This window comes from Streptomyces sp. NPDC018045 (genome assembly GCF_044327445.1).
Taxonomy (GTDB): domain Bacteria; phylum Actinomycetota; class Actinomycetes; order Streptomycetales; family Streptomycetaceae; genus Streptomyces.
Genome location: NZ_JBIRFL010000002.1, coordinates 249926 through 263775 on the forward strand (window position 1 = coordinate 249926; position 13850 = coordinate 263775).

A 13850-nucleotide genomic window follows, 5' to 3' on the forward strand; every position below is an offset into this window, starting at 1 on the left:
CAACTACCGCCCCACAGTCACCCGTACGGCTGGGCCAGGCGCCGCAGCAGCCCGTCCAGCAGCCCGCCACCGGCCGGCCGCGCCGTGTGCCGCGCGGCCCGCTCCCGGCCCTCCGCCGACAGACACCAGGCCAGCAGCCGGTCCAACTCGGCCGCCTCCGCCTGCTCGCAGCGCAGTACGGCGGGCCAGCCCAGCGCCGCCGCCTGGGCACCGACCTTCGCGCCGCCCTCGACGGGATCCACGGCGAGCGCCGGAGTGCCCGCCCGCAGCGCCAGGACCATGCCGTGCAGCCGGGTGGTCACCACCACGTCCAGCCGGGACAGGACGGCGTGCAGCTCGTCCGGCGTGCCGGGCAGCCGCCAGTCGCGCGCATCCAGGCGGGTGTCCATCGGCAGGCGCGCCGCTTCGACGGTGCGCAGCCAGTCCGTCACGGCGGCACCGGCCTCGGAGTGCCGGCGGCGGGCCCCGTACTCGTGCTGCCCGCCGGTCAGGACGACACCGACCAGCGGAAGACCGGACGGCGCCGGGGCCCGCAGGCTCAGGTCCGGCACCCCGGTCGGCTGCCCGTCGGTGTCGCGGGGCAGGACGTGGTCGAAGCGGGTCACGGCCGGGTCGTCCGGGTCGGTCACGGACACGCCGACGGCGACCCGGCGGCAGGCCGCGAACCGGTCGTGCAGCGCGAGCAGCGGACTCGGCACGCCGTCCGCCGGGGGACGGGAGTGCACCGGGCCGCAGGCGAAGACGAGATCGGTGTACCGGGCGGGGTCGGCGTCGTCCAGGTGCAGCGCGCCCGGACGGAACACCGGCGACCAGGCCGTGTCGTACGCGAGCCCGGCACCGCGCAGCGCGTCCTGCACGGCCTCGGCCGCGAGCAGGTCACCGGCCGTGACCTCGCCGTTCAGGAAGCTGAACCAGCCGGTGAGCAGGATCCGCGGCGAACGGCCGCCGGTCACGGCACCGGCGCCGCGACCGGCCGGGACGGCACCCGGACGGGCTCCGGCAGCCCGGCCACGGCCGTGAGCACCTCGGCCGCGGTGATGCGCAGCAGCCGCCCGTCCGGCTGCTCGCCGTGCGCGTCCCCGGGGCGGGCCCGGTCCAGGTGGTCCGGGTGCCACAGCACCCGGTGCCGGGGCACCCGGGGCGGGCCCCACAGCCGGGGGGCGACCGGGCCGAAGAGCACGACGGACGGCGTGCCGAGGGCGCTGGCGAGGTGCGCGAGCCCGGTGTCGCCCACGATCACCGCGCGGGCCCGGGCGACCAGCGCCGCCAGCTCCCCGAACGGCACGTCCGACGCGCCGCCCAGCACTGCTGACGGCGGCAGCCCGGCCTGCGCGGCGACCTGCCGGGCCAGCGGTCCCTCGTCGGCGCCCGCGGTGACGACGACCCGGTGCCCCGCCCGGTGCAGGGCGTGGGCCACCGCGGCGAACCGTTCCGGCGGCCAGCGGCGCGCCCCGGCGTCCGCCCCCGGGTGCACCACGACGGCGCCGGGCGCCGGGGAGGGCTCCGAGGGCGCCGCGATCCGCAGGTCGTCCGGGTCCGCCGGAATGCCGTACCAGGTGAGCAGGCGGCACCAGCGGCTGCGCTCATGCTCGTCCTCGCGCCACTCCGGGCCCGCGATCCGCGGGGTGGCCGGATGCGCGTACGCGAAGATCCGGGCCGGCCGCAGCGCCTGGAGCGGCAGATGGCTGGCGGGCCCGTTGCCGTGCAGGTCCACGGCGACGGCCGGCGGCGGGCCGGTCCAGTCGATCGCCTGCGGCACGTTGCGGGCGGGCGCCGCCGCGGGCAGCAGCCGGTCGACCACGCCCGTCGCCGCGGCGGCCTCGGTGAGGCGGCGCGGCGCCGCCAGCACCAGTTCGTGCTGCGGATGGGCGGTGCGCAGGGCGCGCAGGGCGGGCACCGCCGTCAGCAGGTCCCCGAGGCCGAGCGCCCTGAGGACCAGGATGCGCGGCCGTTCGGCGGAGCCCAGCGGATCACGCGGGCCGGGGCGGGCCGGGGTCATACGGGAGCCTCCTTGTCGTTTCTCCTGCGGGCCCTACGGACACCGGGCCCCCGGCGCGGGGCGTCACGGGGCGGCGCGGGGCCGCCTGCGGGTACGCGCCGCTGCCCTCCAATGTGCGGGCGCCGGGGGCGGCCCGCGACCGGGGGAGCCTCCCGTCGGCTCTACGGCTCTACGGCTCTACGGCTCTACGGCTCTACGGCCTTACGGCTCTACGGCTCCGGCCCGCTCCCGCGCGCTAGTGCGGAGCCGCGGGCCGTAGGGGTACGGGGACGTACCCGTACCCCTGCGCGCTGACCGGAGCCGACCGGGCCCGCCGGTGAGAACCCCTGCCTGTGAGCAACCCCACCCGCACCCTGGTCCCCTTGCCGCACAAGGGATCCAGGGGGCTCGCGCCGGTTCGCGGCACAGCCGGCTCCCGGACGGGTGTTCCCCCGGCCGGGAGCCGTCTGTGAAGATGTGACATTGCTGTGCCTGAAAGGGTCCGTCGCACGGACCGGGAGAGGCCGGCACTCCGACCGAATCGGCGCCCACGCCGCGCACGCAGACGTGCCCCGTGCCCGCCGAGCCGCTCTCCGAGCCTGCTGGGCTCTTCACGAAGTCTCTGCCGCTGTGTCTTCTTCCGCCCGTTCCGCTGCCCGTATCCCGGCGCAGCCGGACTCCCACGCAACGATTCCCGCACCGGAAACCCCCGAAACAGTCGAAACCGAAAAAAATACGCGTCGGCCTGCCGGTGGCTTCCGGTACCTCCTGGGCCGCAGGTCAGGCGGCACGGGCGGCGACCACGCACCGTGGCGCTCCCTGCGCTACCGCAGCATGCGCTGGTGGTCGGTGGCCAACCTGGTGTCCAACGCGGGCACCTGGATGCAGCTCACCGTGCAGAACCTGCTGGTGCTCCAGCTCACCGGTTCCGCGGCCGCCACCGGCCTGTCGCTGTCCGTGCAGGCCGGGCCCGGCCTGGTCATGGGCCTGTTCGGCGGTGCCGCCGTGGACCGCTGGCCGCGCAAGCTCACCGCCGGGCTGAGCCAGGCCGTACTGGGCCTGGTCGCCTTCACGACCGCGGTCCTGGTCGCGACCGGCCAGCTCAACTACGGGCTGCTGATGGCGCTGGCCGCCGTCACCGGCCTGATCGCCACGATCGACGGCCCCGCCACCGCACTGCTCGGCAACGACCTCGTCCGCCGGGAGGACGTGCCCTCCGCCATCGCGGTCGGCTCGCTGGTGCACAGCGTGGGGCGGCTCGGCGGTACGGCGCTGGCCGGTATCGCCGTCGGCTTCCTGGGCACCGGTGCCGCCTACGCGGCCAACGGCGTGTCCTTCCTGTTCGTCGCGGCGGTCATTCCCTTCCTGCGGCCGGTCGGCGAGGCGCTGCGGGCCCCGGCCGGGCCGTCCCCGGCGACCGGGAAGGCCGCGGAGGCCGTGGGCGCGCCGGAGGAGGAGATCGGCAGCCGGGCCCGGGACGGGCTGGCGTTCTTCCTGCGCCGGCCGCGCCTGGTCGCGCTGGCCGCGATCACCGGGCTGAGCGCGATCTTCGGCCGCAACTACCAGTTGACCCTGGCGGTCCTGGTCACCGGCCCGCTGGCCGCGGGCGCCGGAGCGTTCGGCACCGTCTCCTCGGTGCTGGCCGCGGGCGGCATCGTCGGCGCGATCCTCGCCGCCCGGCTGCGCAACCCGTCCGTCAAGCTGGTCGGCGCGCTGGCCGCCGCCGGCGCACTGCTCCAGGTCTTCGCCGGGCTGTCCCCGTCGCTGATCGTCCTGCTCGTCCTGGTGCTGCCCATGTCGGTGGTCGAGTCGGTCTCCGACACGGCCGGTACGACGGTGCTCCAGACGGACCCGCCCGCGCATCTGCGGGGCCGGGTGCTGGGCGTGTGGCGCAGCGCGAGCACGGTGTGGGGCCTGGTGGCTCCGCCGCTGCTCGGCCTGCTGATGGAGGTGGCCGGGGCCCGTGGCGCCCTGGTCGCCGGCGGTCTGATCGTCGCGGTGGCGATCGGCGCGGGCGCCCTGCTGCGCTCCCGCGAGCGGATCTCCTGGCTCGTGCCGGCGCCGGTCCCCGCCGTGGCGGCGGACTACCGGTCCGTGGCCTGAGGCTCCCCGGGCCGGCGGGACACGGGTCCCGCCGGCCACCGCGTGCGGCTCGTCGCCACGGGTGCGTGGCGCGGCCCGCTACCGGTTCTTGAACACGGCCTTCTCCACCTCGGCGGGGTTCTCGTAGCTCTTGCCGGGGAGGTGGGAGATCTTGTCCATCGTTCCGCGGTCCGCGTGGTTGCCCTCGGCGCAGGAGACCAGGTCGTCCTTGCTCGCCGGGTAGTGCGCGCCCTTGAGCGCCTTCTGGAGTTCGATCGGGTTGGTGTCGCTCATGGGGTCCTCCGGTTCACAGGGGGTTCACGGGGGTGGGGTGTGCCGTCCGGCGGGCGGCCGGACGTCCGCACCTCCAGTACCCGGCCATAACCGCCTTAATCGGACAGATGTCCCGCCCGGGGAAAACCCGCCTCCCCGCCGCGCCAAGCCGCCCACCAGCCCTCTTGCCACCGGCCCGACCGCCTCCCGCGATTTGCCCGCATTCCGGCGGGTACCCGCGTGCCTCGCCGGACAGCGAGCCCGAGGAGGACGCCGGTGAGCGAGAAGAACATCTTCGTACTCGGCCTGGAAGAGGCCAACCTGCCCGCACTGCACGACGTTCCCGACGCGGACCGGTACCGCTTCCACCCGCTGCTCACCGTGCGGGAACTCCAGGTCGGCGAGGTGTCCGTACCGGACCTCCTGAAGAAGGCCCAGTGCGTCCTGGACTCCTTCGACGGCAGCATCGACGCCATCGTCGGCTACTGGGACTTCCCGGTGAGCACCCTCGTACCGATCCTGAGCGAGCGCTACGGAACCCGCAGCACCAGCCTGGAGTCGGTCGTCAAGTGCGAGCACAAGTACTGGAGCCGCCTGGAACAGGAGAAGGCCGTCGACAGCCATCCGGCCTTCGGCCGCGTCGACCTCCACGCGGACACCCCGCGCCCGCCCGAGGGCGTCAGCTTCCCCATGTGGCTCAAGCCCGCCCTCGCGTACTCCTCGGAACTGGCCTTCGGCGTCAAGGACGAGCAGGAGTTCCACGCGGCCGTCGAGAAGATCCGCAAGGGCATCCGCCGCGTCGGCGAACCGTTCGAGTACATCCTCGGCCTCCTCGACCTTCCCCCGGAGATGGCGGGCGTCGGCGGACAGGTCTGCCTGGCGGAGGAGGCGCTGTCCGGCATCCAGGTCGCCGTCGAGGGCTACGTCCACGACGGCGAGGTCACCGTCTACGGGGTCCTGGACTCCATCGACTACCCCGGCAGCTCCTCCTTCCTGCGCCACCAGTACCCCTCGACGCTCCCCGAGGCCGTGCTGCACCGGCTGCGTGACATCTCCGCCCGGGTCATGCGGCGGATCGGCATGCGGGAGGCCACCTTCAGCATCGAGTACTTCTACGATCCGCACACCGACGCGATCAACGTGCTGGAGGTCAACCCCCGGCACTCCCAGTCGCACGCCGAACTCTTCCAGTACGTCGACGGCGCCCCCAACCACCACGCCATGCTGCGCCTCGCGCTCGGCGAGGACCCGGCCATGCCGCACCGCAAGGGCCGCTACCGGACGGCCGCCAAGTGGTACTACCGCTGGTTCACCGACGGCGTCGCCTGCGCGGTGCCCACCCGGGAGGAGATCGAGCGCATCGAGAGCGAGATCCCGGGCACGCGGATCCACGTGATTCCCGAGCCCGGCCAGCATCTGTCGGACATGGAGCAGCAGGACAGCTACAGCTTCGAACTGGCCCATGTCTTCACCGGGGGCGACAGTGAAGAGGAGCTGCGCGAGAAGTACGACCACTGCGTCGCCGCCCTGCACCTGGCCTGCGAGCGGGCCGGACCCGCCGGCCGGGAGCGCTGAACCGGCGCGGCCGGCCCGCCCGGCCACGGCGTCCGGCAGCGCCGCCCGCACGACAGCAAGGAGAAGTCCGCCCCATGCGTTTCGTCAGCAACCTGCCCTGCGCGACGACGGAGGAGGACCACGTCACCATCCCCGTCTCCGACGGCACCCGCCTGTCGGCGCGCATCTGGCGCCCCACGGCGTCCGACGAGGAACCGGTGCCGGCGGTGCTGGAGTACATCCCGTACCGCAAAGGGGACCTGACCGCCGTACGCGACTCGGTCCACCACCCCTACATCGCCGGCCACGGCTACGCCTGCGTCCGCGTCGACCTGCGCGGCACCGGCGAGTCGGAGGGCGTCCTCAAGGACGAGTACCTGGAACAGGAACAGGCCGACGCCGAGGACATCCTCGCCTGGCTGGCCGAACAGCCCTGGTGCGACGGGAACACCGGCATGATGGGCCTGTCCTGGGGCGCCTTCGCCGCCCTCCAGGTCGCCGCCCGGCAGCCCGAGAGCCTGCGCGCCATCGTCATCGCGTCCTTCACCGACGACCGGTACGCCGACGACATGCACTACATGGGCGGCCAGTTGCTCTCCGACAACCTCGCCGAGGCGGGCACCATGTTCGCCTACGCCACCTGCCCGCCCGACCCGGCCGTGGTGGGCGGCCGCTGGCGCGGCATGTGGCGGGAACGCATGGAGAACACCGAGCCGTGGGCCCTGCAGTGGCTGCGCCACCAGCGCCGCGACGACTACTGGCGGCACGCCTCGGTCTGCGAGGACTACAGCTCCGTACGCTGCCCGGTGCTCGCCTCCAGCGGCTGGGCCGACGGCTACTCCAACGCCGTGACGCGGCTGCTCGGCAACCTCGACGTACCGCGCAAGGGTCTGATCGGCCCCTGGTCGCACAAGTTCCCCCATCTGGGCGAACCCGGGCCCGCGATCGGCTACCTCCAGGAAGTCGTGCGCTGGTGGGACCACTGGCTCAAGGGCGTCGACAACGGCGTCATGGACGGGCCGATGCTCAGCGCCTGGATGCAGGACAGCATGCCCCCGTCCACCTCGTACGAGACCCGGCCGGGACGCTGGGTCGGCGAGCCGGACTGGCCCTCCCCGCACATCCGCTCCGTCTCCCGCCCGCTCTTCCGGCACCGCATCGGCGCCGACGGCGAGGAGTGCGGCGACCGGGACTGCGGTGTGCTGACCGTGCAGTCGCCGCTGTCCGTCGGCCAGTTCGCCGGCAAGTGGGCCTCCTACAACGCGCCGCCGGACCTGCCGTACGACCAGCGCGAGGAGGACGGCGGGTCACTGGTCTTCGACAGCGACCGGCTCACCGAGCGCGTGGAGATCCTCGGCTCGCCCACCGTCGAACTCGACCTGTCGGTCAGCGAACCGGTCGCCATGGTCGCCGCCCGGCTCTCCGACGTGGCCCCCGACGGCCGCGCCACCCGCGTCACCTACGGCGTGCTCAACCTCGCCCACCACGAGACGGTCGGCGAGCCGGAGCTGTTGGAGCCCGGCCGGCGCTACCGGGCGACCATCCAGCTCAACGGCGTCGCCCAGGCCTTCCCGCCCGGCCACCGCATCCGGCTGGCGCTGTCCACCTCGTACTGGCCGCTGGCCTGGCCGCCGCCCCGGCCCGCCATGCTCAGCGTCCACGAGGGAACCAGCGCCCTGACCCTGCCGGTACGGCCCGCCACCGAACCGGACCGGCTGCCCCCGCGCCCGTTCGGCGAACCGGAGGGGACCCGGCCGCTGACCGTCACCCAGCTCACCCCGCCGGAGGAGCGCTGGGAGGTCAAGCGCGACCTGGTCGGCTACAACTCCGAGCTGGAGATCGTCAAGGACCGCGGGCGGGTACGTCTGGAGGAGACCGGCATGGAGGTCGGCCGGCGCGCCTACGAGCGGTACGCCACCGTCGCCGACGACTTCACCTCCGCCACCGGCGAGACGCTCTGGACCATGTGCTTCGGGCGCGGTGACTGGGACGTACGGGTGGTCACCCACCAGGATCTGCGGTGCGACGAGAAGGAGTTCCACCTCCACGCCACCCTGGACGGCTACGAGAACGGCCGTCGCGTCTTCTCCCGCACCTGGAACGAGACGCTGCCGCGCGACTGCCTGTGAGAGGGGTGACGGTCGGCCCGTGCACCTGCTGCTGATGTCCGACACCCACCTGCCCCGACGCGCCAAGGCCCTGCCGCCGGAGCTGCTGGAGCAGGTGCGCGGCGCCGACGTGGTCGTGCACGCCGGGGACTGGGTGGACACCGCCACCCTGGACCTGCTGGAGGAACACTCCCGCCGGCTCCTCGGCGTGTACGGCAACAACGACGGCCCGGACCTGCGCGCCCGCCTGCCGGAGGTGGCCTACGCCGAACTCGGCGGGCTGCGCTGGGGCGTGGTGCACGAGACCGGCCACAAACAGGGCCGCGAACGCCGCTGCGCCGAGCGCTACCCGGACCTCGACGTCCTCGTCTTCGGCCACAGCCACATCCCCTGGGACACCACGACGGCCGACGGCCGCCTGCGCCTGCTCAACCCCGGCTCACCGACCGACCGCAGACGCCAGCCGTACTGCACGTACATGACGGCGCGGGCGGCGTCGGGGCAGCTCACGGACGTACGCCTGCACCGGCTGCCGCCGCGCCGCTGACGGGCGGCCGCGGCCGGTCAGGCCACCAGCGCCGGCCTCTCCCGGCACCGCGACTCGTCGTACCGCCGGACCAGCAGGCGGGCCAGCTCGGGTGCCGGGCCCAGGACGCCGGCGAGGACATCGGCACCGGCCTCCTCGGCGCCGTGGGCGATGCGGTCCGGGAGGCGGCCGGGGGCGATGACGTAGGGGGCCACGGCCACCCGTTCGGCGCCCTCGGCCCGCAGGGCCCGTACGGCGTCGGCCGTGCGGGGCAGGGAAGCGGAGGCGAACGCAGGCCGCACGGCGCACCAACCGGTGGTACGCCGCCACTCCCGCGCGATATCAGCGATCACTGCGATCGCCTCCGGGTCGGAGGAGCCCGCCGAGGCCAGCACGACCCCGGTCGGGCGCCGGTCGCCGGGCCGCAGCCCGGCCTCGTACAGCCGCCGTTCCAGCGCGGCGGTCAGCAGCGGGGACGGGCCGAGGACGTCGGCCTGCCGCACCGTCAGCCGGGGCAGCCGGGCGGCGGCCTCCCGCAGCACCGCCGGGACGTCCGTCTTGGCGTGGAACGCGCGGGTGAGCAGCAGCGGCAGGGCCACCACGTCCCGGACGCCGTCCGCCGCCAGCCGCTCCAGCGCCCGGGGCACCCCCGGCGCGGTGAAGTCGAGGAAGGCGACCTCGACGCGCAGGCCGGGCCGCAGCGTCCGCACGCGGGCGCAGAGCGCGGTGACGGCCGCCGCGTGCCGCGGGTCGCGGCTGCCGTGGGCGATGACGAGGAGGGCGGGTCGGGCGTCCATGGGTCAGCTCTTCACCAGCAGGCCGCGGCTGCGCAGCACCCGGCGCTCGATCGGCGCGAAGATCAGCAGTTCGATGCCGATGCCGACGACCAGGATCAGCAGGATCGCGGACAGCACCCAGGACATGTCCTGGAGCTCGCGGCCCTGTTCGAGGAGCTGGCCGAGGCCGGTGCCCAGGTCGGCGGCGTTGACGATGAGTTCGGCGGCCATCAGGGAGCGCCAGGAGAACGCCCAGCCCTGCTTGAGGCCGGCGAGATAGCCGGGCAGCGCGGCGGGCAGCAGGACGTGCCGGATGCCGGTCAGGCCGCGCGCGCCGATGGTGCGGCCCGCCCGGAGGTGGAGCGGCGGGATCTGGTCGACGCCGGCGACGAGGCCGTTGGCGATCGAGGGGACGGCGCCGAGCAGGACGACCGCGTAGATGGTGGCGTCGCTCAGGCCGAACCAGATGATGGCGGCGGGCACCCAGGCCACCGACGGCAGCGACTGGAGGCCGCTGAGGATGGGGCCGATCGCGGCCCTGACGGGCTTGACCCGGGCGACGATCAGGCCCAGTGGCGTACCGATCACCACCGAGGCCAGGAAGCCGAGCGCGCCGCGCGACACGCTCGTCCACACGTAGTCGAGCAGCGTCCCTTCGAGCCACTTGTCCTGGAGCGAGCGGGCCACGTCGACCGGGCTGGGCAGCAGGTAGTGGTCCTTGACCTCGAAGTGGTAGGCGAGCTGCCACAGGCCCAGGACGAGGGCGATCGCGACGAGCGGTGGCACGGCCTTGGCGGTCAGCGTCCGCAGCCAGGGCTGGCGGGCGGAGACCGTGGTGTCCAGGGCGTCCAGGCCGGCCTCCAGCCCGGCGAGGTCGCCGGAGCCGTCCGGCACCGCGTTCCCGCGGGGTGCCGGTGCCGCGCCGGCCGCGGGCTCGTCGGTGGTGCCGGCGGCCTCGGCGGCCGCCCCGGTCTCAGTGCTGGCCATGGCGGCGGATCTCCCCACGGAGCTGTTCGGTGATCTCTACGGAAAGGTCGGCGACCGCCGCGTCCTCGATGCGCCGCGGATGCGGGATGTCCACGGTCCACTCGCGGGCGATCCGGCCGGGCCGGGAGGACAGCAGCACCACCCGCTCGGCGAGCCGCACCGCCTCCCGGACGTTGTGGGTGACGAACAGGACGGACAGGCCGCCGCTGCCGGCGGTGCTGTCGTTGGCGTCCCGCCAGATGCGGGTCAGCTCGTCGTGCAGCACGTCGCGCGTGATGGCGTCCAGCGCGGCGAACGGCTCGTCCATCAGCAGGAGTCGGCTGTCCTGGGCGAGTGCGCGGGCCATCGCGACGCGCTGCCGCATACCGCCCGACAGCTCGTGCACCCGCTTGCCGTACGCGCCCTTGAGGCGTACGAGTTCCAGCAGCCGCTCGGCCTCGCCGCGGCGCTCCGCGCGCGGCACCCCGCGCAGCCGCAGCGCCAGTTCGATGTTGCGGCCCGCGGTGAGCCATGGGAACAGGGCGTGCTCCTGGAACATCAGGGCCGGCCGGCCGCCGGGCGTCTCGATGCTGCCCGCGGTGGGCCCGTCGAGCCCGGCGACGAGGTTGAGCAGTGTCGACTTGCCGCAGCCCGACGCCCCCAGCAGGCAGACGAACTCGCCCGGCGCGACATCGATGCTGATGTCGTCGAGCACGTGCTGCTGCGCGCCGGGGCGGCCGAACGACTTCGAGACATGGTCGATGCGAGCGGCGTACGGAGCGGCCGCGCCGTCCGTGTCCGCCGCGGCGGACGTCCGGGTGCCGGGCTTGCTGAGCGTGGTGGTCGTCATCGGTGTCACCTCCTGGGTGCGGTGCGGCGGAACTACTCGCTGCCGAGACCGGCGGCGTCGACCGCCGGTTTGCCCTCGGCCGTGAGCACCTTGTTGAGCAGCGTGAGGTCGTAGATGCCCTGGAGGGCGGGCTTCTTCAGCAGGCCGGCCCGGACCGCGTGGTCGGCCTCCTGCCGGAGGGTGGCGGCCAGCGGGTCGTCGGTGACGTCGGTGTTGCGGAACGCCGGGTCGATCACGGACGGCGGCAGCGCCTTGCCCGCCGCGGCGGCCAGCTTGTCGTTGAGCGCCTGCTTGGCCTCGGCCGGGTGGGTCCTGATGTACGTGTTGGTCCGCACCGAGCCGCGCAGCACCGCCTCGACGGCCTTCGGGTGCTCCGTGAGGAACTTCTGCGAGACGATCACGTTCGTGATGACGAACTTGCCGTCCGGCCACAGCTTCCGCTCGTCCAGCAGCACCTTGCCGCCCTCCGCCACCAGCTTGGAGGCGGTCGGCTCGGGCACCCACGCGGCGTCGATGCTGCCCTGCCGGAAGGCGACCGGGGCGACCTTGTTCTCGGTGCGCTGGACGGTCACGTCGCCCTTGCCGGTGGTGGCGTCGACCCGGTAGCCCTTCTCCGCCAGGTAGTTGAGCAGCGCCACGTCCTGGGTGTTGCCGAGCTGCGGCGTGGCGATGGTCTTGCCCTTGAGGTCGTCCAGGCTCTTGATCTTCTCGGGGTTCACCACCAGTGAGACACCGCCGGACGCAGAACCGGAGATGATCTTCAGGCTCTTGCCCCGGGACGTGGTCCAGCCGTTGATCGCGGGGGACGGGCCGATCCAGCCGATGTCGATGGCGCCGGAGTTCAGCGCCTCGATCTCGGCCGGGCCCGCGTTGAACACCGACGGGGCGAACCGGGTGCCGCCCAGCTCCTTCTGGAAGAAGCCCTTCCGGTCGCCGACCAGCGCGGTGGCGTGTGTGGTGTTGGCGAAGTATCCGACCTTGACCTGATCGAGCCCGTCGATCTTCGGGCCCTTGGCCACGACCGCGCCCTGCTCGTCCTGCTTGGCGCGGGAGCCGTAGCCGCAGGCGCCGAGCGCGCCCAGCAGTAGGGGGGCGACGGCGAGGGCCGCGAGGAGGCGGTGGCGTAGGGCAGGCACGGGAGGGGGTCCTCTCGTAGGGCCGGGTGGTCAGCGCCTACGGCGGGCCCGGCAGAGCGGTGGATCTTCGGAAGGGGGGCGTGGGGGACGGGCGGTGGTACGTCATCGGCCCGCACATCGCCCGACGCCGCCCTGGCCGCTGCCCACGGAACCGCTGCCGATCCGGCCGCCTTCCTTGGCGAAGGTCGCGAAGACGTCCCCGTACAGGGACGTGGGCAGCTCGCGCGGCGCCGTCTCGCGCGCGGTCATCTCAGAAGTCCCATTCCGCGTCGTCGTCCGCGGCGGTCGCCGCGGCCTCGGCCGCCTCGGCGAACGCCGACCCGGCCATCCCCGCGGTCAGCGTGGTGCCGTCCGCCGGGTCGATGAGCAGGAACGACCCGGTGCGCCGGGAGTCGGCGTAGGCGTCCAGGGCGAGGGGCTCGGCGGTGCGCAGCACGACCCGGCCGATGTCGTTGGCGGACAGCTCGCCGGGCGCCGGGTGCTGGGAGAGGTCGGCCAGCGTCAGCCGGGACGGGATGTCCTTGACGATCGCCTTGACCGTACGGGTGGTGTGCTTGAGCAGCACCCGCTGACCGGCCCTGAGCGGCTGGTCGGCGACGTGGCAGACGGTCGCCTCGACGTCCCGTGTGGTGGCGGGCGGCGCCGCGGCCGGTGCGATCAGGTCGCCGCGCGAGATGTCCAGGTCGTCGGCGAGCCGTACGGTCACCGACTGCGGCGCCCAGGCCACGTCCACCGCCTCACCCAGCACGTCCAGCGCCTCGATGGTGCTTCCGTGGCCGGACGGCAGCACGGTCACCGCATCGCCGACGCGCAGCACACCGGAGGCGATCTGACCCGCGTAGCCGCGGTAGTCGGGCAGTTCGGGGGTCTGCGGGCGGATGACGTACTGCACCGGGAAGCGGGCCGGGTCCTCGGACGGGTCGGCCACGACCGGGACGGTCTCCAGGTGCTCCAGCACGGTCGGGCCGCCGTACCAGTCCATGTTCGTCGACGGGGTCACGACATTGTCCCCGGCCAGCGCCGAGATCGGGATCGCGGTGATCTCCGGTACGCCCAGCGAGGCGGCGTAGGCGGTGAACTCCTCGGCGATCGCCGCGAAGACGGGCTCGGCGTACGCCACCAGGTCCATCTTGTTGACGGCGAGGACGACGTGCGGCACCCGCAGCAGCGCGGCGACGGCGGCGTGCCGGCGGGTCTGCTCGACGACGCCGTTGCGGGCGTCGACCAGCACCACCGCCAGCTCGGCGGTGGACGCGCCGGTGACCATGTTGCGGGTGTACTGCACATGGCCGGGGGTGTCGGCGAGGATGAAGCGGCGCCGGGGCGTGGCGAAGTAGCGGTAGGCGACATCGATGGTGATGCCCTGCTCCCGCTCGGCCCGCAGCCCGTCGGTCAGCAGCGCCAGGTCGGGCGCCTCCTGCCCGCGCCCCAGCGAGGCCCGCTCGACGGCTTCGAGCTGGTCGGCCAGGACCGACTTGGAGTCGTGCAGCAGCCGCCCGACCAGGGTGGACTTGCCGTCGTCCACCGAGCCGGCGGTGGCGAAGCGCAGCAGTGAGGTGGCCGTGGCGGCCACGTCGACCGGGTCGACAATCATGCTCATG

At 73.8% G+C, this 13850-nt stretch carries 13 protein-coding genes; 4 read left to right on the forward strand and 9 right to left on the reverse strand.

What is annotated here, in order from left to right:
- Positions 1-17: 17 nt before the first annotated feature.
- Both ACH4EB_RS05035 and ACH4EB_RS05040 read right to left on the reverse strand, forming a co-directional pair.
- The gene (locus ACH4EB_RS05035; RefSeq protein WP_398345923.1) at positions 18-953 is read right to left on the reverse strand and encodes a polysaccharide pyruvyl transferase family protein; all 936 of its coding nucleotides are present in this window, start codon (positions 951-953) and stop codon (positions 18-20) included.
- A complete protein-coding gene (locus ACH4EB_RS05040; protein WP_398345924.1) occupies positions 950-1999 on the reverse strand; it encodes a glycosyltransferase family 9 protein in 1050 nt (349 codons plus the stop codon). Before ACH4EB_RS05040 ends, ACH4EB_RS05035 begins: the two co-directional genes overlap by 4 nt.
- A gap of 813 nt (positions 2000-2812) precedes the next feature.
- Between ACH4EB_RS05040 and ACH4EB_RS05045 the strand changes: the two genes are divergently transcribed.
- Positions 2813-4081: an MFS transporter gene (locus tag ACH4EB_RS05045; protein ID WP_398345925.1), complete on the forward strand. Its 1269-nt coding sequence runs from the start codon at positions 2813-2815 to the stop codon at positions 4079-4081.
- Positions 4082-4159: 78 nt separating this feature from the next.
- On the opposite strand, the gene ACH4EB_RS05050 is transcribed toward ACH4EB_RS05045, so the two are convergent.
- On the reverse strand, positions 4160-4354 hold the full coding sequence (locus ACH4EB_RS05050; RefSeq protein WP_398345927.1) for a DUF2795 domain-containing protein: 195 nt from the start codon (positions 4352-4354) through the stop codon (positions 4160-4162).
- Positions 4355-4609: 255 nt separating this feature from the next.
- Between ACH4EB_RS05050 and ACH4EB_RS05055 the strand changes: the two genes are divergently transcribed.
- From ACH4EB_RS05055 to ACH4EB_RS05065, 3 genes are all read left to right on the forward strand, one after another.
- Positions 4610-5908, forward strand: coding sequence for an acetyl-CoA carboxylase biotin carboxylase subunit family protein (locus ACH4EB_RS05055; protein ID WP_398345928.1), 1299 nt, complete (start codon positions 4610-4612; stop codon positions 5906-5908).
- A 74-nt stretch (positions 5909-5982) separates the two neighbouring features.
- Positions 5983-8016, forward strand: coding sequence for a CocE/NonD family hydrolase (locus ACH4EB_RS05060; protein WP_398345930.1), 2034 nt, complete (start codon positions 5983-5985; stop codon positions 8014-8016).
- Between the two features lie 19 nt (positions 8017-8035).
- Positions 8036-8542: a metallophosphoesterase family protein gene (locus tag ACH4EB_RS05065; protein WP_398345931.1), complete on the forward strand. Its 507-nt coding sequence runs from the start codon at positions 8036-8038 to the stop codon at positions 8540-8542.
- A gap of 17 nt (positions 8543-8559) precedes the next feature.
- Here ACH4EB_RS05065 and ACH4EB_RS05070 read toward each other — a convergent pair whose 3' ends face one another.
- The 6 genes from ACH4EB_RS05070 to ACH4EB_RS05095 all read right to left on the reverse strand — a co-directional run bounded on the left by ACH4EB_RS05070 (position 8560) and on the right by ACH4EB_RS05095 (position 13849).
- Complete coding sequence (locus tag ACH4EB_RS05070) at positions 8560-9318, reverse strand: sirohydrochlorin chelatase (RefSeq protein ID WP_398345932.1); 759 nt, start codon at positions 9316-9318, stop codon at positions 8560-8562.
- A gap of 3 nt (positions 9319-9321) precedes the next feature.
- The gene (locus ACH4EB_RS05075; protein ID WP_398345933.1) at positions 9322-10284 is read right to left on the reverse strand and encodes an ABC transporter permease; all 963 of its coding nucleotides are present in this window, start codon (positions 10282-10284) and stop codon (positions 9322-9324) included.
- Positions 10271-11113: an ABC transporter ATP-binding protein gene (locus ACH4EB_RS05080; RefSeq protein WP_398345934.1), complete on the reverse strand. Its 843-nt coding sequence runs from the start codon at positions 11111-11113 to the stop codon at positions 10271-10273. Before ACH4EB_RS05080 ends, ACH4EB_RS05075 begins: the two co-directional genes overlap by 14 nt.
- Before the next feature lie 32 nt (positions 11114-11145).
- Positions 11146-12249: an ABC transporter substrate-binding protein gene (locus ACH4EB_RS05085; protein WP_398345935.1), complete on the reverse strand. Its 1104-nt coding sequence runs from the start codon at positions 12247-12249 to the stop codon at positions 11146-11148.
- Positions 12250-12351: 102 nt separating this feature from the next.
- Positions 12352-12498, reverse strand: a complete 147-nt coding sequence (locus ACH4EB_RS05090; protein ID WP_398346463.1) for a hypothetical protein — start codon at positions 12496-12498, stop codon at positions 12352-12354.
- Position 12499: 1 nt separating this feature from the next.
- Positions 12500-13849: a sulfate adenylyltransferase subunit 1 gene (locus ACH4EB_RS05095; RefSeq protein WP_398345936.1), complete on the reverse strand. Its 1350-nt coding sequence runs from the start codon at positions 13847-13849 to the stop codon at positions 12500-12502.
- Position 13850 lies beyond the last annotated feature (1 nt).